This window comes from Acetobacter sp. AC2005, from assembly GCF_037901235.1.
GTDB lineage: Bacteria > Pseudomonadota > Alphaproteobacteria > Acetobacterales > Acetobacteraceae > Acetobacter > Acetobacter oryzoeni.
Genome location: NZ_CP149625.1, coordinates 658799 through 681187, shown reverse-complemented (window position 1 = coordinate 681187; position 22389 = coordinate 658799). Strand labels below are relative to the sequence as shown.

Annotated in this window: 27 protein-coding genes and 1 pseudogene; 23 read left to right on the top strand and 5 right to left on the bottom strand. The window is 58.8% G+C overall.

Annotation, left to right across the window (positions count from 1 at the left end; genetic code table 11):
- Window positions 1-7 precede the first annotated feature (7 nt).
- The 19 genes and pseudogenes from QQM41_RS03185 to pnuC all read left to right on the top strand — a co-directional run bounded on the left by QQM41_RS03185 (window position 8) and on the right by pnuC (window position 16012).
- Complete coding sequence (locus QQM41_RS03185; RefSeq protein ID WP_339077676.1) at window positions 8-1162, top strand: DUF3383 family protein; 1155 nt, start codon at window positions 8-10, stop codon at window positions 1160-1162.
- Between the two features lie 2 nt (window positions 1163-1164).
- Window positions 1165-1602 carry a phage tail fiber protein gene (locus QQM41_RS03180; RefSeq protein ID WP_042786888.1) on the top strand — a complete coding sequence of 146 codons (438 nt, stop codon included), beginning with the start codon at window positions 1165-1167 and terminating at the stop codon, window positions 1600-1602.
- A gap of 38 nt (window positions 1603-1640) precedes the next feature.
- The gene (locus QQM41_RS03175) at window positions 1641-2096 is read left to right on the top strand and encodes a hypothetical protein (RefSeq protein WP_339077675.1); all 456 of its coding nucleotides are present in this window, start codon (window positions 1641-1643) and stop codon (window positions 2094-2096) included.
- A gap of 23 nt (window positions 2097-2119) precedes the next feature.
- Window positions 2120-2281, top strand: a complete 162-nt coding sequence (locus tag QQM41_RS03170) for a hypothetical protein (RefSeq protein ID WP_196332523.1) — start codon at window positions 2120-2122, stop codon at window positions 2279-2281.
- Window positions 2266-3264 (top strand): hypothetical protein, encoded by a 999-nt coding sequence (locus tag QQM41_RS03165; protein WP_339077674.1) that lies wholly within the window; start codon window positions 2266-2268, stop codon window positions 3262-3264. The genes QQM41_RS03170 and QQM41_RS03165 overlap by 16 nt, the downstream gene beginning before the upstream one ends.
- Window positions 3265-3299: 35 nt before the next feature.
- A complete protein-coding gene (locus tag QQM41_RS03160; RefSeq protein WP_339077673.1) occupies window positions 3300-4013 on the top strand; it encodes a phage baseplate protein in 714 nt (237 codons plus the stop codon).
- Window positions 4010-4330: a hypothetical protein gene (locus QQM41_RS03155; RefSeq protein WP_339077672.1), complete on the top strand. Its 321-nt coding sequence runs from the start codon at window positions 4010-4012 to the stop codon at window positions 4328-4330. Before QQM41_RS03160 ends, QQM41_RS03155 begins: the two co-directional genes overlap by 4 nt.
- On the top strand, window positions 4327-5253 hold the full coding sequence (locus QQM41_RS03150; RefSeq protein WP_339077671.1) for a baseplate hub protein: 927 nt from the start codon (window positions 4327-4329) through the stop codon (window positions 5251-5253). Before QQM41_RS03155 ends, QQM41_RS03150 begins: the two co-directional genes overlap by 4 nt.
- A pseudogene (locus QQM41_RS03145) lies at window positions 5250-5938 on the top strand (Gp138 family membrane-puncturing spike protein). The gene QQM41_RS03150 and the pseudogene QQM41_RS03145 overlap by 4 nt, the downstream one beginning before the upstream one ends.
- 11 nt (window positions 5939-5949) lie before the next feature.
- Window positions 5950-6303, top strand: a complete 354-nt coding sequence (locus tag QQM41_RS03140; protein ID WP_339077669.1) for a hypothetical protein — start codon at window positions 5950-5952, stop codon at window positions 6301-6303.
- Between the two features lie 28 nt (window positions 6304-6331).
- Window positions 6332-7525, top strand: coding sequence for a baseplate J/gp47 family protein (locus QQM41_RS03135; RefSeq protein ID WP_339078142.1), 1194 nt, complete (start codon window positions 6332-6334; stop codon window positions 7523-7525).
- Window positions 7525-8103, top strand: a complete 579-nt coding sequence (locus tag QQM41_RS03130) for a DUF2612 domain-containing protein (protein WP_339077668.1) — start codon at window positions 7525-7527, stop codon at window positions 8101-8103. The genes QQM41_RS03135 and QQM41_RS03130 overlap by 1 nt, the downstream gene beginning before the upstream one ends.
- A 7-nt stretch (window positions 8104-8110) precedes the next feature.
- The gene (locus tag QQM41_RS03125) at window positions 8111-9208 is read left to right on the top strand and encodes a phage tail protein (protein WP_339077667.1); all 1098 of its coding nucleotides are present in this window, start codon (window positions 8111-8113) and stop codon (window positions 9206-9208) included.
- Window positions 9209-9214: 6 nt separating this feature from the next.
- Window positions 9215-9784, top strand: coding sequence for a hypothetical protein (locus tag QQM41_RS03120; RefSeq protein WP_339077666.1), 570 nt, complete (start codon window positions 9215-9217; stop codon window positions 9782-9784).
- Between the two features lie 122 nt (window positions 9785-9906).
- A complete protein-coding gene (locus QQM41_RS03115) occupies window positions 9907-10353 on the top strand; it encodes a hypothetical protein (RefSeq protein ID WP_050819336.1) in 447 nt (148 codons plus the stop codon).
- Window positions 10354-10425: 72 nt separating this feature from the next.
- A complete protein-coding gene (locus QQM41_RS03110) occupies window positions 10426-11688 on the top strand; it encodes a sodium:proton antiporter (RefSeq protein ID WP_050819337.1) in 1263 nt (420 codons plus the stop codon).
- A gap of 6 nt (window positions 11689-11694) precedes the next feature.
- Entirely contained in the window at window positions 11695-14196 is a 2502-nt protein-coding gene (locus QQM41_RS03105) for a TonB-dependent receptor domain-containing protein (protein WP_339077665.1), read from the top strand.
- 2 nt (window positions 14197-14198) lie between these two features.
- Window positions 14199-15449 carry a phosphotransferase gene (locus QQM41_RS03100; protein ID WP_339077664.1) on the top strand — a complete coding sequence of 417 codons (1251 nt, stop codon included), beginning with the start codon at window positions 14199-14201 and terminating at the stop codon, window positions 15447-15449.
- The gene (gene pnuC / locus QQM41_RS03095; protein ID WP_339077663.1) at window positions 15449-16012 is read left to right on the top strand and encodes a nicotinamide riboside transporter PnuC; all 564 of its coding nucleotides are present in this window, start codon (window positions 15449-15451) and stop codon (window positions 16010-16012) included. Before QQM41_RS03100 ends, pnuC begins: the two co-directional genes overlap by 1 nt.
- A gap of 125 nt (window positions 16013-16137) precedes the next feature.
- Here pnuC and QQM41_RS03090 read toward each other — a convergent pair whose 3' ends face one another.
- A complete protein-coding gene (locus QQM41_RS03090) occupies window positions 16138-16680 on the bottom strand; it encodes an RcnB family protein (RefSeq protein WP_339077662.1) in 543 nt (180 codons plus the stop codon).
- Window positions 16681-16929: 249 nt separating this feature from the next.
- Between QQM41_RS03090 and QQM41_RS03085 the strand changes: the two genes are divergently transcribed.
- On the top strand, window positions 16930-17250 hold the full coding sequence (locus QQM41_RS03085) for a hypothetical protein (protein WP_050819342.1): 321 nt from the start codon (window positions 16930-16932) through the stop codon (window positions 17248-17250).
- A 90-nt stretch (window positions 17251-17340) separates the two neighbouring features.
- Here QQM41_RS03085 and purU read toward each other — a convergent pair whose 3' ends face one another.
- Entirely contained in the window at window positions 17341-18246 is a 906-nt protein-coding gene (purU, locus tag QQM41_RS03080; RefSeq protein WP_003627019.1) for a formyltetrahydrofolate deformylase, read from the bottom strand.
- Between the two features lie 363 nt (window positions 18247-18609).
- On the bottom strand, window positions 18610-18984 hold the full coding sequence (locus tag QQM41_RS03075) for a DUF488 domain-containing protein (protein ID WP_339077661.1): 375 nt from the start codon (window positions 18982-18984) through the stop codon (window positions 18610-18612).
- An 81-nt stretch (window positions 18985-19065) separates the two neighbouring features.
- Here QQM41_RS03075 and QQM41_RS03070 point away from each other — a divergent pair, with 81 nt between their 5' ends.
- From QQM41_RS03070 to crcB, 3 genes are all read left to right on the top strand, one after another.
- The gene (locus QQM41_RS03070; protein ID WP_339077660.1) at window positions 19066-19575 is read left to right on the top strand and encodes an Rrf2 family transcriptional regulator; all 510 of its coding nucleotides are present in this window, start codon (window positions 19066-19068) and stop codon (window positions 19573-19575) included.
- 140 nt (window positions 19576-19715) lie between these two features.
- Entirely contained in the window at window positions 19716-20492 is a 777-nt protein-coding gene (locus QQM41_RS03065; RefSeq protein ID WP_339078141.1) for an SDR family NAD(P)-dependent oxidoreductase, read from the top strand.
- 10 nt (window positions 20493-20502) lie between these two features.
- Window positions 20503-20937, top strand: a complete 435-nt coding sequence (gene crcB / locus QQM41_RS03060) for a fluoride efflux transporter CrcB (protein WP_003627014.1) — start codon at window positions 20503-20505, stop codon at window positions 20935-20937.
- Between the two features lie 130 nt (window positions 20938-21067).
- On the opposite strand, the gene QQM41_RS03055 is transcribed toward crcB, so the two are convergent.
- Both QQM41_RS03055 and QQM41_RS03050 read right to left on the bottom strand, forming a co-directional pair.
- Window positions 21068-21451 (bottom strand): VOC family protein, encoded by a 384-nt coding sequence (locus tag QQM41_RS03055; RefSeq protein ID WP_003627013.1) that lies wholly within the window; start codon window positions 21449-21451, stop codon window positions 21068-21070.
- 69 nt (window positions 21452-21520) lie between these two features.
- Entirely contained in the window at window positions 21521-22345 is an 825-nt protein-coding gene (locus QQM41_RS03050) for a ferritin-like domain-containing protein (protein WP_050819345.1), read from the bottom strand.
- Window positions 22346-22389 lie beyond the last annotated feature (44 nt).

Here is a 22389-nt window from a genome sequence, read left to right as displayed (position 1 = left end):
AACCTGCATGATCCTTCCTGTTTCTTCCCTTGTGTCTGTCACGCCGGGTGTGCTGGCGGCGGGGGGCACCACAAACCTGCTGAACGGGCTTGTATTTTCTACAAACACAGCGCTTTTTTCCGGCCTTTCCACATTTACAACTGCGGCGGAAGTAGCAGCCACATGCGGCGCAGAAAGTATGGAAGCCCGCATGGCCAGCATTTACTTTGCAGGCTACACCAATGCGCAGGATCTGCCGCAAACACTGTATTTTTACCAACTGCCCGCCAACCCGGAAGATACGGATTACACCGCAGCCCTTACAAACGCTGCCGCCGCCAGCGCAGATTGGTGCGCCTTTGCCTTTGCGCAGGAGCCAGATGCCACGGCCAAAACCGCCATTGCCGCATGGATGCCCACAAACCCCAACCGCTACTGGGGCATTGTGCAGGATAGTGAGACCAATATCTTGCATGCAGGGTCTGGCTGTTTTGGCAGCACCGTTATGGCGCAGGCCACACCGGGGCTTACGTGCCTGTGCAATACGGATGGCAACGGCACATTGGCTGCGGCCCTGTGTTTGGGCTGGGCGGCCAGCATAAACCCGCAGCGCAATGCCGGGCGCACTACGCTGATGTTCCGCAACAATGGCGGCGTGAGTGCTGCAGATATTACGGCCACACAGGCGCAGGCCCTGCTGCAAAATGGCTACAGCTTTTATGGTTCCTATAAAAGTGGTGATTCCACATTCAGTTTTCTCAACAACGGGGCTGTATCTGGCGCGTTTGCATGGGCAGACAGTTATCTGAACCAGATCTGGATGACATCCTCCTTCCAGTCTGATCTGCTCACGCTGTTTTCTGCCGTGGGGCAAATTCCCTATGCCGTGCAGGGTGATACGCTGCTGGCCACGGCTGTGCAAAACACCATTGATACAGCCGTGGCTTTTGGCGCTATCCAGCCCAACGTGGCACTTTCTGCCGCACAAGCACAGGTGGTGAACGCACAGGCAGGGCGCAGCATTGCAGATACGCTGGCCACACGCGGGTGGTACCTGCTGCCCGGGGCCTCCACCGCATCTGCCGCCACACGGGCCAAGCGCGGGCCGGTGCAGGCACGGTTCTTTTATATGGATGGGCAGTCTGTCCAGTCTATCTCTCTGGCTACGGTAGAGGTGCAGTAAGCATGTCTGATTACGATATTACAGCCGCCAACTCGGTTTTTACCATTACGGTGCCGGGGCTGTACAACACGCCCATTACGCTGGAAAACTATTCTGCCGACCGCGCTTTTGAAACCACCGCGCGGGAACTGGCAGAAACCGCCATGAGCATTGATGGCTACCTGAACGCAGGCTGGATACCCACACCCGTGCGGCAGACAATCTCCCTTGCCGCCAGCAGTGAAAGTGGACTGGTGTTTGAGGCCATTGCCGCCGCACAGGATGCACAGCGCGGGTTGTATCGGCTTGGGGCGGAAATCCAGCTTCCCTCCATCGGGCGTAAATACACCATGGTGCGGGGGCTGTTGCAGGCCGTGGCCGCAATGCCCAGCGCAGGCCGCGTGCTGGAGGCCCGCAGTTTTGAAATTGTGTGGGAACGCGTGCTGCCTGCTGCCCTGTAAAACAGGTGTGTTTTGAAAAACAACAGGAAAGAGCAGGCATGAAAACCGTGGATTACACGCACCCCCTGCCGGGGGAAGATCAGGGCAAGGTGTTTGTGCTCACACGCATGGATGCCTTTGCCGCAGATAGCTGGGCGCGCCATGTATTGCAGGCCGCCATACGTGGTGGCGCACGTGTGGGGGCAGATATGGCAGAGGCGGGCCTAGCCGGGCTTGCCGCCTTTGGGCTGGAAATTTTTGGCTTTATGGAAGAAGCCGATCTGGATGCCGCTTTGGCGCGGCTGATGCAGTGCGTAAAAATACGGCCAGACCCACACCGGCCAGAAGTAACACGTGCTGTTATTTCCGCCGATTTTGCAGAACCCGAAACCCTGGGCATGGTGCGGGCAGAGGCCTTTAGGCTGCATGTGGGTTTTTTGCGGGCCGCCGCGCACCAGCTTTTCCCCCTGGTGGCGGCTTTGCTGGGGGACGAGGCCGCACAGGCCCCGTTGTAAACTGTGTCAACATCTCACCCGCCATGGCGGCGGTTGTGGCATCCGGCCTTGCAAGTTTGCATGAGCTGAAAACAGTTTACGACAGCGAAGATTTTTACACGCTTTTAGAAATACTTTCTGTGCGCAACTGGAACATGGCGCACACGCCTGCGCAGGAAAGCCCGCAAACATGGCCCAAACTGTAAATACATTGCCCCAAAGCAAGGCGCGCGCAACGCTGCCGCTGCAGGAACGCCTGCGCCGTGTGTTGGAACGCTTTTTGCAAAGCCAGAAACACACAAAAAAGAGCAGGAACAAAGGGCTTTTGGCTTTATTGCAGCTTTTGCGCCAATACAGCATGGGGGCGGAGCATGCGCCTTTGGGTATGAGAGCACCCGTGTTGCCCGTTGCGCACGCTCTACAGGGGATTACGCCGCCTGTGTTTGCAGCCAGAATGGGTGATGGTGTGCGGCATAAGGCGGGCACGGTGGCTGTTAGGGCGGCACCTTACGGGCAGAAAAGTATTTTACAAAATACCTTTTCAGTATCTCGGCGCATTGTGTTGGCGTCCAGCACGGCGCAGGCGGCGGAAGGCGTTTTACAGTTTACGCACCCCGGAAAAGCCCGCCAACACAAACCTAAAAATACGGCGGATCTTCTGGCGCACAGGCCATTTTCTGTGCCGCCTGTACGTGCATCAAGGGGCAGAAGGTCTGTGCCTCGCATACTGGCCGAAGGGAAAGGTGCTCTGGTTGCCTCGCCTATATCTGCCCACCCCACACCGGTGCAAAGGCAGGGAAGGGTGCGTGATACAAAACCCCTTAAAAGAACAAGTGGTTTAGAGAACATTCTGGTGCATGGGCGTGGCCTTCAAAGTGTTCCAAAGCAGCCCGCGCGCGGTGGCTCACTCACCCCGCGGCGTGTTGCTGTGGCAGACAAAGCCCAGCCTGTTGCACGCAGTATGGTGGGGGCATATTTGCCGTCATCTTTGCTTATGCGGGCGGCGGTTCAGCCTGTTGTGGCCGTGGCGCGGCCTGCACCGGCTGCGTATGTGCCGCAAACACCAGCCAGAGCGTTTGCAACACCTTCTCCACCCCCCGCACCCGTGCCATCGCGCGCAGCTATGCAAGGGCTTGGTGGGGGAGATAGCACCACTTTGGCAGCACTTTCTACGCTTGGTTCCATTTAAAAACCTGTTTCCTGTTCAGTAAAGAGTTCTGTTTCATGCCCATGTTGCCAGTCAGCCTGCCATCTGTGTGGAATATCCCTGTGGCGGCGGGGGTGCCTGCCCTTATGGGGCAATCTGTTTCTGCCGGGGTGCAGGCTTCGGCCTCTGTTACGGTGGGCAGTTTGCTGGATGATCTGCAAATTACGCAGGCGGCCAGCCAGTGGGGTATTTTTACGCAGGATGGCCAGCGGGTTTTAACATCTGCCCATGTGCTTTCTGCCGATATGCAAAGTGCATGGCGCATTGCAGAAGCCCCGCTGGAGGATGGTGCATTTTTATCTTACAGCAAGGTACGCATGTCTCGGCAGCATCGGATTATGATGGTGTGCGATGGGTCTGAAGCCGGGATGGAAGATGCCAGCGCCACCAGTCTTGCGCTGGATGTTCTGGCCGGGGCCGGGCAGGCGGGCGCGCTGTATGTGCGTGCAGGCTTTTTTACCACGCTGGAGGCATTGGAGGCCGATACAGACCTGTATGCCGTAATTACCCCTGAAAAGAAATACGATAGCGTGAACATTATCGGCCACCGTTGGATGCGGGAGGCCCGGCAGGGCATTACTATGCCAGTTGTAGAAATTGCCTTGCAGGAAGTGCGTATAACCGGAAGCACGCAGTTTGCCAGCACACGCATGCCGCAGGGCCAGCAGATACAGTGCGGCGGCATGGCCTATGCCACAACCAGCACCGCAGATGCAGGAGAAATTGCATGAGCAGCACAGATGCCACACTGGTGCAGGTGCCCATAAGCGCTGTGCCTGCACAAATGTTTAAGATCACACTGGCCGAACAGATACTCCAGATAGCCCTGCGCCAGCGGTCCACCGGCCTGTATGCAGATATATGGTGTGCAGGCGTGCGTGTGCTTTCTGGCGTGCTGTGCCAGGATCGCACATGGTTGGCACGCACTGCCGCCACCGGCCTGCCGGGTGATCTGGCATTTATGGATATCCAAGGTGTGCAGGACCCGCAAAGCACGGGGCTTGGCACGCGCTATGTGCTGCTGTGGCGCACAGGCTGGCCCGCATGAGCAACACACAAACCACAAAAACGCCAGATTGGGCCAGCCGAGATGTGGAGGTGACGTTCCGGCTGCTGAATGGCGTGTTTGGCACGGCGGATGGGGTGGATACGGTTACCCTTTCTGGCTTGCAGGTGCAGGCGGATATTATGCAGGCCCCGTACCCTACGGGAGAAACCGCGCAGATACGCATAACCGGCCTGCCCCCGGATTTGATGAACCGCCTGAGCCTGAGCGCGCCAGACCCCACCAGCCAGAGTGCCAGCGAGGTGCTGCTGATGGTGCCGGATGGCGCATCCGGCGCGCAGGCGCTTGTGTTTCAGGGTGGGGTTACGCTGGCTTTTGCAGATTACAGCGCCGCACCAGATGTTGCCTTTGTGGTGCAGGCGTTTTCTACAGTTTTGCCAAACGCACTGCCTGCTGCGCCCACCGGGTTTAGGGGCGCTGTGCCACTGGCGCAGGTGTTGGCGCGTATTGCCGCACAGGCCGGGTTGGCGTTTGAAAATAACGGGCTGAACACCGTGCTGCATGATCCGTATTTTCATGGCACGGCGGGGCAGCAGATCAGCCAGTGTTGGAACACACAGCCTTTTCAGGCCGCATTGGGCCGGGGGCGTTTGGCGGCATGGCCTGCCAGAACGGGTGGGGCCAACGCAATGGTGGACACATCTGCCGCCATTGCGGTTTCGGCCAGCACGGGGCTGGTGGGGTACCCTACATGGTCTGCCGGTGGGGTGGCGCTAAACATGCTGTTTAACCCGCGTATCAGCTACGGCAGCGTGCTGGCATTGCAAAGCCGGTATCAGCCCGGCGGGGGTGATGTGGGGCTGTGGCAGGTTTTGCAGCTTCGGCACAGTTTAAGCGCACACATGCCAGATGGCCCGTGGTTTACACATGTGGTGGCACAGGCTGTGGGGGCAGAAAACGCATGACAGATCAAAACAGTTTTGCATCCGGCTTTCCGCCCAACATGCCTGCATCCGGGCAGGCGGTGTTTGACAGGGCAGGGGCTGCGGCATCGGATTATAACGCACTTGTGGCCGTTATGCGCCGCATGTTGGTGGAGGTGCGCACCGCCATTCCCGTTAAGGTGTGTGCGGTTTGGGGTGCCGGTTTGGCCCCCGTGGGGTTTGTGGATGTGCAGCCCATGGTGCATCAGCAAGATGCCGCAGGCCAGACCACGCCGCATGGGGTTTTGTATAACGTGCCGTATTTTCGGCTTCAGGGTGGCGGCAGCGCTGTGGTGCTGGACCCGGCGGTGGGGGATATCGGGCTGGCCGTAATGGCGGACCGGGATATCCTGAATGTTAAAACCGCGCGTGCCGCCGCACCCCCCGCCAGTTTTCGCCACAACAATATGGCGGATGCGCTGTATCTGGGCGGTTTTTTGAACACGGCCCCCAGCCAGTATATTCAGTTCACACCCGATGGAGTGGTGATACACACACCCGGAACCGTGGAAATATCTGCAAAATCACTCAGATTTCAGGAGATGCCAGCATAAGCGGCAGCCTGAATGTGGGGCAGGATGTGCAGGCCGGTGGTGTATCCCTCACATCGCATGTGCATGGCGGGGTTATGCCCGGCAGTGGCAGCACCAGCACCCCGCAGGGTTAGGAGAAGCACATATGAAAACCTTGTTGCTGGACCGCGCAACGTGGGATCTGGCCGTGGATGCGCAGGGCAATATTGCCGTGGCGGATGTGCCCTATGCCACTGCGCAGGATGTTTCTAGCGCGGTGCGCGTGTTTAGGGGGGAGTGCTGGTATAACACGGCCCTTGGCCTGCCCTATCTGGCGGGTGTTTTGGGGCGCAACCAGTCTGCCGCGCTGTTTCGGGCCGATGTGGCGCAGGCCGCCCTTGACGTGCCCAACGTGGCGCGCGTCACATGTGTGCTGGCCAGCCTTGGGGCAGACCGCAAACTGAGCGGCCAGATTTATCTGACATTGCAAAACGGAAGCACAACCCTTGCCAGTTTCTGAAACCTCATTTGCAGCGGGTACCACATCTGTGCCCGCGCCTACGCTGGATGATACCGGCTTTGTGCTGCCGCAGGAGGCAGACATGCTGGCCGGTGTTCTGGCAGATATCAACGCCGCTTTTGGCAATACGCTCAATACGGATCTGTCCACCCCACAGGGGCAGTTGGCCACATCGCTTACCGCCATTTTGGGTGATGCGTATGATCAGATGTTGGCCGTGTTTAACGGGGTGGACCCTGCGCGCGCTTCTGGCCGGATGCAGGATGCCATTGGCCGCATTTACTTTATGGAACGCAAACCCGCCACGCCCACGGTGGTAACATGCCAGTGCACGGGGGTGGAGGGCACGGTTATTCCGCAAGGGGCCTTGGTGGCAGATGCCGCGGGCAACACCTATGCGGCAGATGCCGCCATTACGCTGGATACCACCGGCACAGGTGCGGGCACGTTTTCCTGCACCACGGTGGGGGAGGTATCCTGCCCGGCGGGCAGCGTGCGGCTGTGCCAGTCTGTTGCCGGGTGGTCTGGCGTGAGCAACGCCGTAGCGGGGGTGACGGGGCGTGAGGTAGAAGGCCGCACGGCGTTTGAAGCCCGCAGGCAGGCCGCTGTGGCTGTTAATTCCGTAGGGCCATTGGCTGCCATTCTGGCCGCCGTGCAGGCGGTGGAGGGCGTAACAGATGCGTATGTTGCAGATAACAGCAGCAATGTTGCGGTTACGCAGGGTGGCATCACCCTTGCGCCCTATAGCCTGTATGTGTGCGTAAATGGCGGCACAGATGCCGATGTGGCCTTGGCCATCTTGCGCAAAAAGCCGCCCGGCTGCGCCTATACCGGCAGCACCCGTGTAACGGTAACGGATACATCTGGCACCTACACCACACCGCCCAGCTATACGGTGGCGTTTGAGCGCGCGCAGCCCACGCCGCTTTATATTGTGCTTACTTTGGCAGCGGGTTCTGGCGTGCCCAATACGGCAACATCTGCCGTGCAGCAGGCGGTGCTGGCGTGCTTTTTGGGGCAGGATGGCTCGGCCCGTGTGGGCATTGGCGGCACGCTGTATGCCAGCCGGTTTTATGCCTGCGTGGCGGCGGTGGGCAGTTGGGCGCAGGTAGTGGATATTCGGGTGGGCACGGCAGCCAGCCCCACGGGTGTTACGGCGCAGGCCGATATCAACCAGATTTTCACGCTGGAACTGGCCGATATTACCGTGGAGTTTGCCTGATGCAGAATGTGGGGCAAACGGTGCTTTCTCAATACGCATGCTCGTCCAGCCTGAACGCGCTGCTGGAAGGCTGGAACCAGTGCTTTGATCCGGCACAGAGTATAGAAAACTGGTTTGCCAGCATATGGAACATAAAAACAGCCCAAGGCTACGGGCTGGATGTATGGGGCCGCATTGTTGGGGTATCACGCGTGTTGCGCATGGCATCGGGCCAGTATTTAGGCTTTGCCGAGGCCAATGACCTGACAGAGCAGGGCTTTAACACCGCCCCGTGGTATGCGGGCCGTGTTGTGGTGGGTGATTTTGCAAATTGCAGCCTGTCTGATGCCGGGTTTCGGCAGCTTATTTATGCCAAGGCGCTGGCCAATATTACGGATTGTTCCGTGCTCTCACTCAACGCCATTTTGCGCACGCTGTTTGCCGGGCAGGGCGATGCATGGGTGGAAGATAACGCCAACATGAGCATGACCTACGCCTTTGGCTTTGTGCCAACAGATGTGCAGGTTTCCATTATTGAAAACGCCGGCGTGCTGCCGCGCCCTGCCGGGGTTGCGGTTTCCTACAGCATCAGGGGCTGAAACACTTATGAAACAAGCAGATATTTCCGGGCGGTTTACAACGCCTATTGCGGCCTCTGCCTCAGCGGCCAACTGTGCGGATATTCCCGCAGCGCAAACCACGGCGGGCGATGGCTCGGCCAGCATGGCGCTGGGCTTTCCGCCAGAAACCTTTACAGAACGCGCCGCCGGTGGCGTGCCCCCGCGCGGGGCGGATATGAACGGGTTTTTAAAAACACTTTCCGCCGCCATACAGGTTTTGCAAACAGGCTATGTTGGCCCGTTTGATGCCAGCTTTGCCGCGGCCATTGGCGGTTACCCCGCTGGGGCCGTGGTGGCGGGCAGCGTTGCGGGCACGTTTTGGGTTTCTGGGCAGGATAACAACCTTTCCACCCCCGGCGCGCAGGGGGCTGCGTGGACAAACCTGTTCAGCGGGTTGCTGACATCTGCCCAAGCCGCGCAAAGCTTTTTTCCGCTCACAGGTGGCCAGATCAGCAATGGTCATTACGATAGCACGGGCGCATGGGGCGGCAGCGGCAGCAATGGCGCACCGCAGGCCGGTGATATTCCGTGGGGGCCGCAGTTTATTTCCCGCCTGGGGTATAACGCCACCATGAAGGCGCTGTTCTGCCTGCGCGATGCGTTTGAGCAATATGCTTTTGCCAGCGTGCAGCTTACAGATGCCGCAGGCGGGTGGTATGAATGGCAGTTCCGCCAGGATGGCTCCATCCATATGCCAGATGGTGCGGTGGTGGCCACGCAGGGCTGGGCCAACGGGGTGTTTCAGCCCGCAGGCAGCTATGTGGGGCAGGGCACGTATCAGGCCGATTTTGCCACGCAGGATGGGCGCGTTATCAACCTGCCATACGGGCAGCGCATTCAGTCCTTTTCCGTAAATATTCAGGATGGAGATGGCATTACCTTTCCGCAGGCTTTTGCGGGGGTGCCCACATCCGTGCAGTTGCAGTGCATGCAGTATGAACAACGCATGACACTGGCCATGCCAGAACAGGCCCCCACCGCCACGGGCATTGGCGCTGTGGGTGTGCGCTACGTGGTGGATGACCACGATGGCGCGGTTTCCACCCCCATTACGGTGTGGGTTACAGCTATTGGGCCAAGGTAAAAAACCATGACATGTTCTTGCAATACCGCAGGCACGGCGTGCTCTGTGCTGCCAGAAGGGGCCGTGCTGGCGCCGGGGTGGCAACCGGCCAGCGCACGTGTGCTGCCGGTTATGATAACACCGGGCCTGTGCCTGCGTGGCCAACTGGCAGAGCAGGTGGTGCAGGCATGGCCTGCGCGCAGCAGTGCAGATGCGCTGGATTATACGCTCACCCCCGCCGCATGGCTGGAAGGCACGGGGGATACACTGGCCAGTGTAACGGCCAGCGTGCCCACCGCCACCGGGCAGGATACGGATATGGCCGTGCTGTGGGTGACCATTATTCAAGGCATGGCCAGCGTGTTTTTGGGCAGCGGCCCGCCCGATACGGTGCAGACGGTGCAAATGGTGCTGCACACCGTGCAGGGGCGTAGTGTTACGGTAAGCATGCAGCTTTACATCAGCACAGAAAGTGCCGCCACGCTGGCGCCGCAGGTGCCCACCTTGGCCGATGGCACGCCCATACCGCCCAACGCATTGTTAGCCCCGCAAGGGGTTATCACCACCCCCACGGGCCAGCCCTATCTGCTGGCCTGAAGCATGGGGGTGGGAGCCAGCCCTGCTGCCCGCAGGCGGACAAGCCCACAGCGCTGTGATACAGTTTTGCCCAAAGAGATGGCCCGCCAGCAAGGCGGGTATTTGAGGCAAAAGGTATAGAAATGAAACCCAAACAACAGAAACCTGCTGATTCATTGGTGAACCGATTTAACGAGAACGTGGCTGTTAAAATGACAATCATGTTCGGCAGTATCTGGTGCGTGTATGTGTTTTTCCTGTTCTCTCTGGTGCCAGCGGTTGTGCCCCAGTGGCAGAACACGCTGCTGTATATCAGCAACTGTATCCAGCTTGTAGCGCTGCCCGCGCTGATGGTGGGCAACGCGGTGCTAAGCCGTGGGGCAGACCGGCGCGCGGCGGAAGACCATCAGGCCCTGCTGGAAATTCTGGGCGATGTGCGTGAGGAACTGGCAGACCTGAAAGACAAGACAGCCGGTTTGGCGCGTTCTGCCAACGAAGCCTTGCAACGTCCTGAACTGACAGACGTTTCCATTTCGGATCAGACGATCGTGAATATGGATGAGCCCGGGCAGCCGCAAAATAACGCCTGATCTGGCATCCGGTTTTGCGGTTTTCTGGTTTGCATTCGTCATCAGCCTGTCTGATCAGACTGGAAACCGCTCATGCCGCCTTTTTTCAATCCGCTGGCGCTGTTTGCCATTGTGATCACACTGGCAACAGCTTTTGCCATTATCAACCACCGCTACCTGCACCTGCCCACCACTATTGGCATTACGGCACAGGCTTTGGGGGTGGCCACGGTTCTGCTTTTTCTGGAGCAGGCCGTGCCCATGCCCCGCATGGATGCCGCCCGCGCGGTGCTGGATAGCATAAACCTGCCCGCCACCTTGCTGGATGGGGCTTTATCATTCCTGCTGTTTGCGGGCGCACAATCGGTAGATCAGCGCGAGCTGTGGCAGAACCGTTTTTCCATTCTGGCGCTGGCACTTTTGGGCACAATGCTGGCCGTGGCGCTGTTTGCCATGGGTATGTGGATGGCGTTTCCGCTGGTGGGGCTTGCGGTTTCCCTGCCGTGGTGCGTGGTGCTGGGGGCCATTCTGGCGCCAACAGATCCGGTTTCTGTTGTGGGCATGCTGCGCCGTTTGGGCCTGCCGCCCAGAGTGCAGGCCATTTTTGCGGGGGAAAGCCTGTTTAACGATGGCGTGGGCGTTGTGGTGTTTGCCGTGGCGGTGCAACTGGCAGAGGCAGGCACCATTGGCCCGTTGGGGGATTTGGTGTGGCAGATGGTGCAGGAGGTAGGCGGCGGCCTGCTGCTGGGCTTTTTGTGCGGGTGTTTGGCGGTATGGTGCATTCGGCTGGTAACAGATGCACATCTTGAACTGCTTATTTCCATCTCTCTTGCCAGCGGGGTGTACAGCCTTGCCAAAATGCTGGAAGTTTCTGGCCCCGTGGCGGCTGTTACGGCCGGGCTGGCCTTGGGCATGCCCCGCGCATTGGGGGCGCTCAGCCAGCACGGGCAGCGTGAAATCCGCAATTTCTGGATGATGGTGGATGAGGTGCTAAACGCCTGCTTGTTTGTGCTGATAGGGTTTTACGTGCTCAGCGTGCCCATACGTGTGCCGGTATTGCTGGCGGCTGTTCTGGCCATTCCGCTTTCCATTACCGTGCGGGCGTTAAGCGTGCTGCTGGCCATGCTGCCCGTGTATTTGCGCGATTCACAACGCTGGCGGGTTTTGGCTATCATGACATGGGGCGGCCTGCGTGGCGGTATTTCCATAGCCCTTGCGTTAAGCCTGGAACACGGGCCTATGCGTGATGTGCTGCTTGCAGTGTGTTATGCGGTGGTTGTGTTCACTATTTTAGTGCAGGGGTTAACAATGGAGCGCGTGGTGCGGCAGGTGCGCCTTGGTGCGGCGGAGGGATAAAACCGGATGTCCGCCTTAATACAACGTAAGGTGTGCTGGTGTGCGGCCCCCACGGTGCGGCGCTGTTGCCGCCAACGGTGGTGGATGGCCTGTGCGCTGGCCTCTGGCACGCTGCTTTCTGGCATGGCGTGGCCGGTTGGGGCTGCGTGGGCGCAGGCTGTTTCTGCACCACCTACAGGGCAAAAAGCCGCCCAGCATACGGCTGCACCCGCAACTGCACATGCGGCCCCCACAGCGCCCAAAGTGCTGGGCGCGCCGGTGCAGGCTTCTGGCCGCCCGCAGGTGGTAATAGTACGTGCCAACCCGCTGCATGCCAGCGCCGGGGGCGGGCTGATACACCCGCAATCTGAACCACAGGCCCAAAGCGTGGTGGGGCAGGAATACATCCGCCTGCAATCCCCCACCGCCACGGCGTTTGAGCTGGTTTCCCAACTGCCGGGCGCGAATGTAAGTGGGTCAGACCCGTTTGGGTTTTCACCGCAAACCAATATCAGCGTGCGCGGCATGAATGGAGATGCCATAGGCTACGTGCTGGAAGGCATGCCGCTGAACGATATTGCCTATTACACCGGCTACCCCAGCCAGTTTGCAGATAGCGAGAATTACGAAAGCATTGCCCTGCAACAGGGATCTCCCGATCTGGACAGCCCGGTAATGAACGCCGCTGGCGGGCTGATGAAGCTGCGTTTTCGCACACCGGCAGAAAAGGCTGGCGGGCAGTTGAGCGCCTCCTACGGCTCTTACGATACCAACCGCGAGTTCCTGCGGCTGGATACGGGCGAGATCGGGCATAATACCGGCCTGCGGGGCTTTGTGTCCTATTCTCATAGCGCCACGGATAACTGGCGCGGGGCCGGGCGGGATGAGCGCCAGCATGTTGATTTCAAGCTGGAAAAAACATGGGGCCAAGGCAACAGCGCGGGGCTGTTAGGATCCTGGAACCAAGCGGTGGACAGCTACTACCCACAGGTCAGCAAGGATGACTGGCGCACGTATGGCATAGGCGGCCCCAATAATCTGGACCGGCACTTCCATGCTGATGATGATTACGGTGGTTCAGACTACTGGCGGCTTTCTCGCCAGCCGGAACGCACGCTGTATCTGGCCGCGCCCTTGCAGTTTACATTGGCGGAGGGGCTAAGCCTGCATGTTACACCCTATGCGCAAGGTGCGTATGGCAATGCCGCAGGTGGCACGCAGTTGCCTACATCCGGCCTGTATAACGGCACGCAGGCCGTGCCCGATGTGCTGGATCTGCCCGTAACGGCAGATGGCTACAGCACGGTGCGGGCAGATTACACACAGCGCAGCTTTCGCTCCGGCTTTACATCTGCGCTGGAATGGAAGCGCGGCGTAAATGATCTGGTGCTGGGCTACTGGTATGATTACGGAGATGACACCGAGCGCGAAACCTTTGCTGCCGTAAATGGCAGCGGCAACGCGGGCAGCATATGGGGCGGGCGGCCCATTACGCTGGCCGATGGCAACATGCTGCTGGGGGCCAGCAACCACACTATCTCGCAAACCAATGCGCTGTTTGTGGGGGATCGGGTTTCGCTTTTGCATGATCGGCTGTTGCTGACAGCAGGTTTCAAGGAAGTAATGTTCTCGCGCACAGGCACAAATGCCGTGCCGGGCGCGCCCTACCACGCCAACATGAACACCGCCGTGCCCCTGCCGCGCTTTGGTGTGCGTTTTCAGATTACGCCGGAACATCAGGTATTTTTCAATGCCACCACCAACTTCCGCACCCCGGCAGAACCCGCCTTGTATGATGCGTATGACCCCACATCGGGCGCCATAACGCAAAAGGGCACATCCAGCCTGAAAAACGAATACTCCATAGCGGAGGAACTGGGCTACCGTTACGCAGGCAGCCGCGTTGTGGGCAGCCTGACGTTATTTAACTATAACTTCACAAACCGCCAGATTGCCACGTTAGCCATGATAAATGGCGCCCCGGTGGATTCCACCATCAATGCAGGCGGGCAGACATCTCGCGGGGTGGATGTGGAAATAGGTTTGCGCCCGTGGCACCACATCAGCCCCTATCTTTCGGGCGAATATCTGCACGCCACCATTGATAATGACCTGTATTCGGGCGGAGACCTGCTGCCCACACGTGGCAAGCGCGCCGTGCGCAGCCCCACGCTACAGGCCGCTGCGGGCCTGACATATGATGACGGGCACTTTTTTGGCGTGATGACCGTAAAATACACCGGTCACCAATACGCAACTTTCATGAATGATGAGCGCATGCCCAGCCATGTTACGGGCAATCTGGCGCTGGGGTATCGGATGAATGATGTTTCCGTGCTGCATCGGCCGGAGTTCCGCATGAACTTTATTAACATCACCAACCAGCATTATCTTTCCGGCGTGGCAGACCCCACCATGAACGCGCATGACACGCAGGGCCGCTATGGCACCACCATAGCCGGGCAAGCCCCGGACTATTACATTGGCGGCGGGTTTGCGGCTTTGTTTACAGCCTCCACCGGGTTTTAGGCGTGGCAGATCCTTCCCCCCAGAATACGGCGCAGTTTGGCGTACACGGTGTGCAGGAAAAGCGGGATTGGCCATGCCTGACGCTTGATGAAGTTTCTGATGTGCTCGCACATTTTGCCAACATGCCGCCTGCGCGGGATGTTGTATGGCACAGCATGCGCCCGTTTTCTGCCGCCTGTGTGGTGCAGCTTGCGGGGGAGGTTTCTGCCAGCGCCGGAGGTGCCAACGCAGGCGGGCAGGGTGCGCGGGTGACAAGCTGTGTGCTCAAACGCCATGCGCGTGCCCTGCGCAGTGCCACCATGCTGGAGCAGGAACACGCCTTTATTCGCCATCTGGCCAGCAAGGGGCTGCCCGTATGCCCCGCATTGGCCCTGCATGACGGGCACACCGCGCTGGAACTTGGCAACTGGACGTACGAGGTTTTCCTTCCCGCCAAGGGGGAAGATACTTACCGGGATGTGATGTCCTGGAAGCCGTATTTTTCCACCGCGCAGGCCCATGCGGCGGGGGCAGCACTGGCGCAACTGCACAAGGCTGCGGCGGATTACACAGCCCCGGAACGCAGCGCGGATGTAGCGGATAAAACCGCCCCGGTGGTGCCGTTGGTTTCCAGCATGTGTGTGGTGGGGCAAGCAGATTTTACAACTGCACTGCAACAGTGGGTGGCGCGGCAGCCGGGGCTGGTGGCGGCATTGGCCAACCGCCCGTGGCAGCAGGATGTGGCGCGGGATGTTTTGCCGTTTCATGAGCATGTGCGCCCGTTATTGCCCAGCGTAAAACCCGCTTGGGGGCATGGAGACTGGCACCCTTCCAACCTGTTCTGGCATGCAAACACGCCTGTTACCGTGCTGGATTTTGGCATGGCAGACCGCACCTGCGCCGCGTTTGATGTGGCCGTGGCCATAGAGCGCGCCATGGTAGATTGGCTGGCCTTGCCAAGCTGTGGCGCAACAGCGCAGCAGGCCCCGCATTTGGTGGTGTGGGACCAGCTTGCCGCGTTTGTGGCGGGGTATCAGCACATTCGGCCTTTAAGTGCGGCGGAGCGTGCGCAGGTGGTGGCGTTTCTGCCATTGGTGCATGTGGAATTTGCGCTGTCTGAAACAGCATATTTTGGAACACTGCTGCAAGATGAGGCCTCGGCCGAGGTGGCCTATACCGAGTATCTGCTTGGCCATGCCCGGTGGTTTGCACAGGCGCAGGAGGGGCGGGAACTGCTGGCCCGTTTGCCAGCCTTGCTGGCGGAGCAGGCGTAGTGTCCGGGTTGGAATGGCTGGCGGCCATTGCCAGCGCTTTGGGCGTGTGGCTTACGGGGCGCAGAACGGTGTGGTGCTGGCCGGTTATGCTTTTGGCATCCGTGCTGTATGGCGTGGTGTTTGCGCAGGACCATTTATATGCAGATGCCGCTTTGCAGGGCGTGTTTGCAGCTTTGGCGCTGTACGGGTTGTGGTGCTGGCTGCGCGGTGTGCAGGAAAGCGGGCAGGTGCGTATTGCCACCCCAACATCTCAAACCCTGTGGCGAGATACCGGCATAACAGCCGTGGCCGGTTTGGCATTGGGGTTGACCCTGCGTGCCATAACGGATGACCCCATGCCCCTTTCTGATGCCGGGCTGAGTGCATACAGCGTGCTGGGCCAGATATGGACAGCCAAGCGCTACCGCGCCTGCTGGGTGTTATGGATTGTGGTGGATGTTTTGTACGCGCTGCTGTTTGTGCAGCGCAGGCTGTTTGTAACCGCCGTGCTGTACGCGGCCTTTATAGGCCTTGCCGTACAGGGCTGGCGGCAGTGGCGCGGTGTGGCGGCACATACCCCATAAAAAACCACGCTAAAACAGAAAAAAGCCGCGCCCCGGTAAACAGGGCAGCGGCTTTTTACATGTGCAGGATATTGCCGGATTGTAGAATGCGTTTTGGAAATATCCTGCGTTATATAAGCCTATTTTCAGTAACCGCCCGGTGCCGCGTATCCGGGTGCGGCATAACCGGGGGCAGCGTAGCCCGGTGCTGCGTAGGTTGGGGCGGCATAGGTGGGTGTTGCGGGGGTGGCAACGGCCCCAATGGTGGCACTTACAACACCGGCAATAATGCCCGTGGTAAGGGATGTTAGTAGAAACTGGTTGCCATAGCGCATCCAGTAATAGCCAGATGGCGGGGCATACAGGCCGCGCTGGCCCTGCCAGTTGCGCACAATCCAGCGGTCATTACGGGGGCCATCGTAGCGGTCTCCCTTCCGCCAGGTGCGGTTCATGTCAAAGTTGTCACCACCGCGTGCGGGGCCACCACGGCCGGGGCGGTTGTTGTGCATGGCCGGGCCGGGGCCGCCACGCTGGCCACCGTGCATGGCGCCACCACCGGGGCCACCGTTTGGGCCGCCCTGTGGGCCACCACGGCCGCCGGGGCCGTTAAACTGTGGTTCGGCATGAAGGGGGGCGGATGCACACATCACGCCCATCATGGCAGCGGCTGCAAGATAACGGAATTTCATGTCAAACCTCTATGCTTCAATACGTCTGTTTTTCCCATACGCTTGTGGCAGAATTACGTTCCTGCTTTCAAACACATATATAAGGGGCAAGGGCAGGCGGCATGAGTGCGGTGCAATGCAGAGCATAAATCAAATTAACATAACGTATGTCTGTCAGCCTTTATTTTGTCTCAATTCTTTCCTAGCTTCATTTCTGACACGCACTGCCAAGTGCGGTGCCAAACATATTGAACGAAAGTATTGTTAACGATGAAAAAAGCTCTTTTCCTGCTTGCCGCTCTGGGTGTTGCTATGCCGGTTGCTTCTCACGCAGAAAGCAGCCACCACCACAAGCACGAACACAAGCACAACGAAAATGGTGACAACCAGAACGGCCGTGGTGATGAAAACCGTGGCGATCGTGGTGACCGCGGTGACCGTGGCCAGCAGGGTGGTGAACGCGGCGAACGTGGTGACCGTGGCCAGCAGGGCAACTTTGGCGGCGAACACGGTGGCCCCGGTGGCGAACATGGCGGCCCGGGTGGTGAACACGGTGGCCCGAACGGTGGCGACAACAACAGCAGCAACTAATTCTGCTGCATGTGGCCCTTATGGGCTGCATACAAGAAAAGGCGCTCCATCCGGGGCGCCTTTTTTTATGGGCCGCAGCCTTTGGGTGTTTTAGGCAAACACCACAGTGCGATGGCCGTTGATCATAACCCGATGTTCAACGTGCATCTTCACGGCCCGCGCCAGCACTTGCGATTCCACACCCCGGCCCGTGGCAATGTAATCTTCCACCGAGAGGTTGTGCGTAACCCGCGCGGTTTCCTGCTCGATAATCGGGCCTTCATCCAAGTCCGCCGTTACGTAATGGGCGGTGGCGCCAATCAGCTTTACCCCACGCGCATAGGCCTGATGGTACGGCTTGGCCCCTTTGAAGGAGGGCAGGAAGGAATGGTGGATGTTAATCACCCGCCCACTTAGTTCTGCACTCAGCGAATCCGAAAGCACCTGCATGTAGCGGGCCAGCACCACTAAATCGGCTTTTGTTTCTTTTATAAGGGCGCGCAGCTTGTCTTCCTGCTCGGCCTTGTTCTGCTTGTTTACGGGCCAGCAGTAATAGGGAATGCCCGCCTGTTCTGCCGTGGCGGCACTATCTGTGTGGTTGGAAACAATGGCCACAATATCTGCCTTAAGCCAGCCCACACGCACCTGATACAGCAGGTTAAGCAGCGCATGATCAAAGCGAGACACCATAATGATAATGCGCGGCAGTACGGCGGCATCATGCAGGCGCATGTTCATGCCAAAGTGTTTGGCCACGGGGGCCAGAACATCATTTATTTCTGCCAAACCACCCGGCGCGGGCGCATTAAAGGCCAGCCGCATGAACAAAGTGCCAGATTCCCGGTTGCTGAACTGGTGGGTTTCGGTTATGTCCGCACCTCGCTCTGCCAGAACGGATGTAACAGCCGCAACAATGCCGGGCTGGTCCGGGCAGGAAAAAGTAAGAATAAACTGCATGCGCTGGCGTATGCTCCTTTGTTCTTCTACTGGGCCTGTATAAAGGGCGCGGGGGCGCAATGGGCTTCATCTTGTGCCAGTGCACAGGGGGCTGCGCAATAGCTTGTGTTGCCACCTGTTTATAACCGGTGGGGCCTTGGGCAAATTGTGTGGATGGCCTGTGGATGAATCGTGGCAAGCCCGACTCGTCATGTTTTTTTCAGGTCAAGCTGATTCTGCTCTTGTCATAAAACGAATCTCTAAAAATCCCAGAAAACAGCCGATTCTGAACGTTTGTTCTCCTGCTCTGTAACAAATCTTATCCACAGAAAACGGGGAGAGAATGTGGGAAAAGCCTGTGGATAGTTTTGTGGAAGGCAGCGTGCCTATAGTGTTTTCCCGCGTTTCCCGCTTTGTTCTCCGGCAGGGGGTGTGCGGGTTTTTTTATGTGCGGTGGGGCAGATGGGCCGCCATGTAGGCGGCCAGCACCACGGCCTCGTTATGTGCCACATCGCGCGCGCCAAACAGCAGGGTGATGCGGCCTTTGCGGGCCAGATCAGCCAGTTGGTGCACGGCTTGGGGGTTGGCGTTTAATTCTGCCGTGTAGCGTTGGCAAAAGCCTTCCCACTTTGCGGGGTCATGCGCAAACCACTGGCGCAGGGCGGTGGAAGGGGCAATGTCCTTCAGCCATAGGGTGAGGGCAGCGCGCTCCTTGCTAATGCCGCGTGGCCATAGCCTATCCACCAGCACGCGGGCGCCATCATCTGGCTGGGCGGCTTCATACACACGGCGGATGCAGATATCGGGCTGATGGGGCATTGGGGCCTCTGGTTGCGGCAAGGGGCTTGTGGGTTTGAGGTCTGATTTAAGATGTGTTTTTAAGGCATCTTAAAGAGATGAATGGGCATACCAGCCCATCATGGTGTAAAAGGCCTCATGCGTCTGACACTGCACACAGATTATGCCCTGCGCACGTTGCTTTATCTGGCCGTGCACACCAACCGCCGCGTTTCCATTAAGGAGATTGCGCGGGTGTATGGCATTTCAGAAAACCATCTGGTCAAGATCATTCATCATCTGGGCCGGGGCGGGTTTATAGATACGCTGCGCGGCAGGGGCGGTGGGCTGATGCTGGGCCGTGCGCCGCAGGATATTCGTATTGGCGATGTGGTGCGCCATACGGAAGATGATATGGCGCTGGTAAGCTGCATGTCACCTTCCCCCGGCGCGCCGGGCAGCACGGAATGTCTGCTCTCCCGCGCGTGCCATTTGCGCGGCGCGTTGGGTGAGGCGCTGGATGCGTTTATGGCGGTGCTGGATAGCCGCACCTTGGCAGACATGCTGCACACCCCGGAACGCCAGATCTTGCAGGATGCCGAAGCCAAGCTGAGCACGCCTACGCCCCCTTAAAACCCACCCCGCAGGATGGCGCTTTGAAACTTGCCCCGCCTTGCCCTACAGTTGCAAACACTGCGGGAAGCATGGCGCACGCCCATTGCTGCGGCTTTCCTGCTTTGGGGCTCGCCCCGTTTCATGCACAAAAAAGGGCTATGGGTATGACACGCAAGCAACCACAAACAGTTTTGGTAACGGGTGCCACCGCCGGATTTGGGCATGCCATTGCGCTGCTTTTGGCCCAGCAGGGCTACCGCGTTATTGCCACAGGCCGCAGGCAGGAAAGGCTGGAGGAACTGGCCGCCCAAGCCAAGGGCGAGATTTTGCCGTTTAAGCTGGATATGACAGACGCCCCCGCTCTTGCCGCCCTGCCGCAAAGCCTGCCCGCAGGCTGGCAGGAGGTGGACGTGCTGGTAAACAACGCCGGGCTGGCGCTGGGGCTGGAAAAAGCGTGGGAAACCAACCTGCAAGACTGGCAGCGCATGATAGCCACCAACGTAACCGGCATGGTGGAAATTACGCGCGCGCTGCTGCCCGGCATGGTGGCGCGTAACTGGGGGCATGTTGTGGCCCTTGGCAGCACGGCGGGCACGTATCCGTACCCCGGTTCCAACGTGTATGGGGCTTCCAAGGCGTTTGTTGATCAGTTCATGCGCAATTTGCGCAGCGATCTGCTGGGCAAGCAGGTGCGCGCCACCACCATTGCCCCCGGCCTGTGTGGCGGCAGTGAGTTCAGCCAGGTGCGGCTGGGAGATGCCACCAAGGCCGAGGATGTTTACAAAGGCACGCACCCGCTTTTGCCCGAAGATATTGCCCAGACGGTGGCATGGGTTTTAAGCCTGCCTGCACATGTGAACATCAACCATGTGGAAATGATGCCCACCTGCCAGGCCTCTGCCGGTTTGGCGGTGGATCGCACAATGGCGGAGTAAGGTTTCCTTTATGTCTTTCTATTCCTGCCTGATCGTTATGCTCGGGGGCGCGCTGGGCACGTTGGCGCGCTATTTTGTTTCTGTTCTTACAGCGCCTATCAGCCGGTATATTCCGTGGGGCACCATTATTGGTGTGAACATGGTGGGCTCCTTTGTAATCGGCTTTTTTGGCACGCTTACGCTGGCATCTGGCCGGTATCCGGTATCGGAAACCACGCGGCTGTTTGTCATGCTGGGCATATGCGGTGGATACACCACGTTTTCCTCCTTCAGCCTGCAAACGCTGGACCTCATTCGCGTTGGGGGCTGGGGCCGTGCGCTGGTGAATGTGGTGCTGTCTGTTACGCTTTCTGTTGGGGCGGTGGCTGTGGGGCACATGCTGGCATCGCGCATGAACTCCCACGCCATTCTGGTGGCGCAGACCAACACGGAAGAAGAAGTGTAGCGCTTGTTTGCGGCAAGCAGAATCAGGCACAAAAAAAAGCTGCGGCCCGCAAAAGGGAACGCAGCTTTTTTTATTTAAGCCCCAGCGGAAAAAGAAAGTTCCGCCAAGGTTAAGCGCAATCTGTTAGGGCTTAGGCCGGAACCTTGCAGCCAATGCACAGCTTGTTGCCGTCCGGGTCCCGCAGATAGGCCAGATAGAGCGGGCCTACGCCGGTCTGGCGCACGCCGGGCGGGTTTTCAATGGCCTGTCCGCCATTGGCAACACCTGCCTTGTGCCATGCATCGGCCATGGCGGGGGAGGCAGCTTCCAGCCCGATGGTGCCACCGTTGGCCGGGGTGGCGGGTTTGCCATCCAGCGGCTTGGTAACCACAAAACGCTGGCCCTGCTTGGCATAAACCAGACGGCCATTGGGGTGAATTTCTGAAGGGGGAATATCCATGGCTTCAAAAATGGCATCGTAGAATTTTTTGGAGCGGGCAATATCGTTACTGCCCACGACAATATGCGTAAACATCAGATGTAAATCTCCGTCTGTTTTGACGGAGGAGAGCTTACGCCGCCATAATGTGAAGGAGAAGGGCCGCTAGCTTATGCCCGCAATGCGCGCAAACTTGCGCTGGCGGCTAAAAAACAGTTTTTCCGCAATCCAGAACACAGCGCTCTGCCATTTGCCGTGCGGGTTAACGCCAATGGTCTTGAACACCATGTTGGTGACGCGCCGCAGGTGCTGGGGCTGATAGTTCTTCATGGCGCGGGACATATACGCTGCAATGCAGCGCGTGTGGTCATACGGTATGTTTGCGGGGTCGTTCGTGGTGTAGTAGGCGGATGCCAGCTCATCATCCTCGCTTTCCGTTACGCGGCCAAGGGCAATGCGTGCGCGTTGCAGCGTGCCAATGTTTTCGCGCTTCAGGTAGCGGTTCATGTGGTCATAAAACAGTTTGAAGTGGCGGAACTCATCCGCCGCAATCTGCTTGCACAGGGCCTTCAGCACTGGTTCTTCCGTGGCATCGGCCAGCGCGGAATAAAAGGAGGAGGTGCCTGTTTCCACCATACATCGGGCAATCAGCTCCCCCGTGCGGGAACCGCGGACAGATTGCTCCACTTCCAGCGGAATCTGGTAAAAATCGCGGTAACGCTGGAAGGCGGCGTGGTAATCCCACGTGGGGTCTGCCAGCATGGCCCAGCGGCCCAGGGCATCACCGTGCTGTACTTCTTCTATGGCCCAGTGGTCTGCGGCTTCTCTAAAGTCCGGGTCATCACGGAACACGTTGTTCAGGTACAGCGCGTAATCCACGCTGTTGCGTTCCACTACCGAGGCCGCCTTGATGGCAGGCACCAGTTGCGGATCTACTTTAGAGGGATCAAACTGATCCCAAGGCAGTTGGTCGATCTGCCAGTGTTTCATAAGCCCGGGCCTCCCTTTCCTGCCTTTTTTGCGCGTATGCGTGG

What these genes read in the sequence shown, in the direction of transcription:
- QQM41_RS03185 (WP_339077676.1), top strand. Translation starts at nt 8, where the DNA reads ATGATCCTTCCTGTTTCTTCCCTTGTGTCTGTCACGCCGGGTGTGCTG.
- QQM41_RS03180 (WP_042786888.1), top strand. Translation starts at nt 1,165, where the DNA reads ATGTCTGATTACGATATTACAGCCGCCAACTCGGTTTTTACCATTACG.
- QQM41_RS03175 (WP_339077675.1), top strand. Translation starts at nt 1,641, where the DNA reads ATGAAAACCGTGGATTACACGCACCCCCTGCCGGGGGAAGATCAGGGC.
- QQM41_RS03170 (WP_196332523.1), top strand. Translation starts at nt 2,120, where the DNA reads ATGGCGGCGGTTGTGGCATCCGGCCTTGCAAGTTTGCATGAGCTGAAA.
- QQM41_RS03165 (WP_339077674.1), top strand. Translation starts at nt 2,266, where the DNA reads ATGGCCCAAACTGTAAATACATTGCCCCAAAGCAAGGCGCGCGCAACG.
- QQM41_RS03160 (WP_339077673.1), top strand. Translation starts at nt 3,300, where the DNA reads ATGCCCATGTTGCCAGTCAGCCTGCCATCTGTGTGGAATATCCCTGTG.
- QQM41_RS03155 (WP_339077672.1), top strand. Translation starts at nt 4,010, where the DNA reads ATGAGCAGCACAGATGCCACACTGGTGCAGGTGCCCATAAGCGCTGTG.
- QQM41_RS03150 (WP_339077671.1), top strand. Translation starts at nt 4,327, where the DNA reads ATGAGCAACACACAAACCACAAAAACGCCAGATTGGGCCAGCCGAGAT.
- QQM41_RS03140 (WP_339077669.1), top strand. Translation starts at nt 5,950, where the DNA reads ATGAAAACCTTGTTGCTGGACCGCGCAACGTGGGATCTGGCCGTGGAT.
- QQM41_RS03130 (WP_339077668.1), top strand. Translation starts at nt 7,525, where the DNA reads ATGCAGAATGTGGGGCAAACGGTGCTTTCTCAATACGCATGCTCGTCC.
- QQM41_RS03125 (WP_339077667.1), top strand. Translation starts at nt 8,111, where the DNA reads ATGAAACAAGCAGATATTTCCGGGCGGTTTACAACGCCTATTGCGGCC.
- QQM41_RS03120 (WP_339077666.1), top strand. Translation starts at nt 9,215, where the DNA reads ATGACATGTTCTTGCAATACCGCAGGCACGGCGTGCTCTGTGCTGCCA.
- QQM41_RS03115 (WP_050819336.1), top strand. Translation starts at nt 9,907, where the DNA reads ATGAAACCCAAACAACAGAAACCTGCTGATTCATTGGTGAACCGATTT.
- QQM41_RS03110 (WP_050819337.1), top strand. Translation starts at nt 10,426, where the DNA reads ATGCCGCCTTTTTTCAATCCGCTGGCGCTGTTTGCCATTGTGATCACA.
- QQM41_RS03105 (WP_339077665.1), top strand. Translation starts at nt 11,695, where the DNA reads ATGTCCGCCTTAATACAACGTAAGGTGTGCTGGTGTGCGGCCCCCACG.
- QQM41_RS03090 (WP_339077662.1), bottom strand. Translation starts at nt 16,680, where the DNA reads ATGAAATTCCGTTATCTTGCAGCCGCTGCCATGATGGGCGTGATGTGT.
- QQM41_RS03085 (WP_050819342.1), top strand. Translation starts at nt 16,930, where the DNA reads ATGAAAAAAGCTCTTTTCCTGCTTGCCGCTCTGGGTGTTGCTATGCCG.
- QQM41_RS03075 (WP_339077661.1), bottom strand. Translation starts at nt 18,984, where the DNA reads ATGCCCCATCAGCCCGATATCTGCATCCGCCGTGTGTATGAAGCCGCC.
- QQM41_RS03070 (WP_339077660.1), top strand. Translation starts at nt 19,066, where the DNA reads ATGGGCATACCAGCCCATCATGGTGTAAAAGGCCTCATGCGTCTGACA.
- QQM41_RS03065 (WP_339078141.1), top strand. Translation starts at nt 19,716, where the DNA reads ATGGGTATGACACGCAAGCAACCACAAACAGTTTTGGTAACGGGTGCC.
- crcB (WP_003627014.1), top strand. Translation starts at nt 20,503, where the DNA reads ATGTCTTTCTATTCCTGCCTGATCGTTATGCTCGGGGGCGCGCTGGGC.
- QQM41_RS03055 (WP_003627013.1), bottom strand. Translation starts at nt 21,451, where the DNA reads ATGTTTACGCATATTGTCGTGGGCAGTAACGATATTGCCCGCTCCAAA.
- QQM41_RS03050 (WP_050819345.1), bottom strand. Translation starts at nt 22,345, where the DNA reads ATGAAACACTGGCAGATCGACCAACTGCCTTGGGATCAGTTTGATCCC.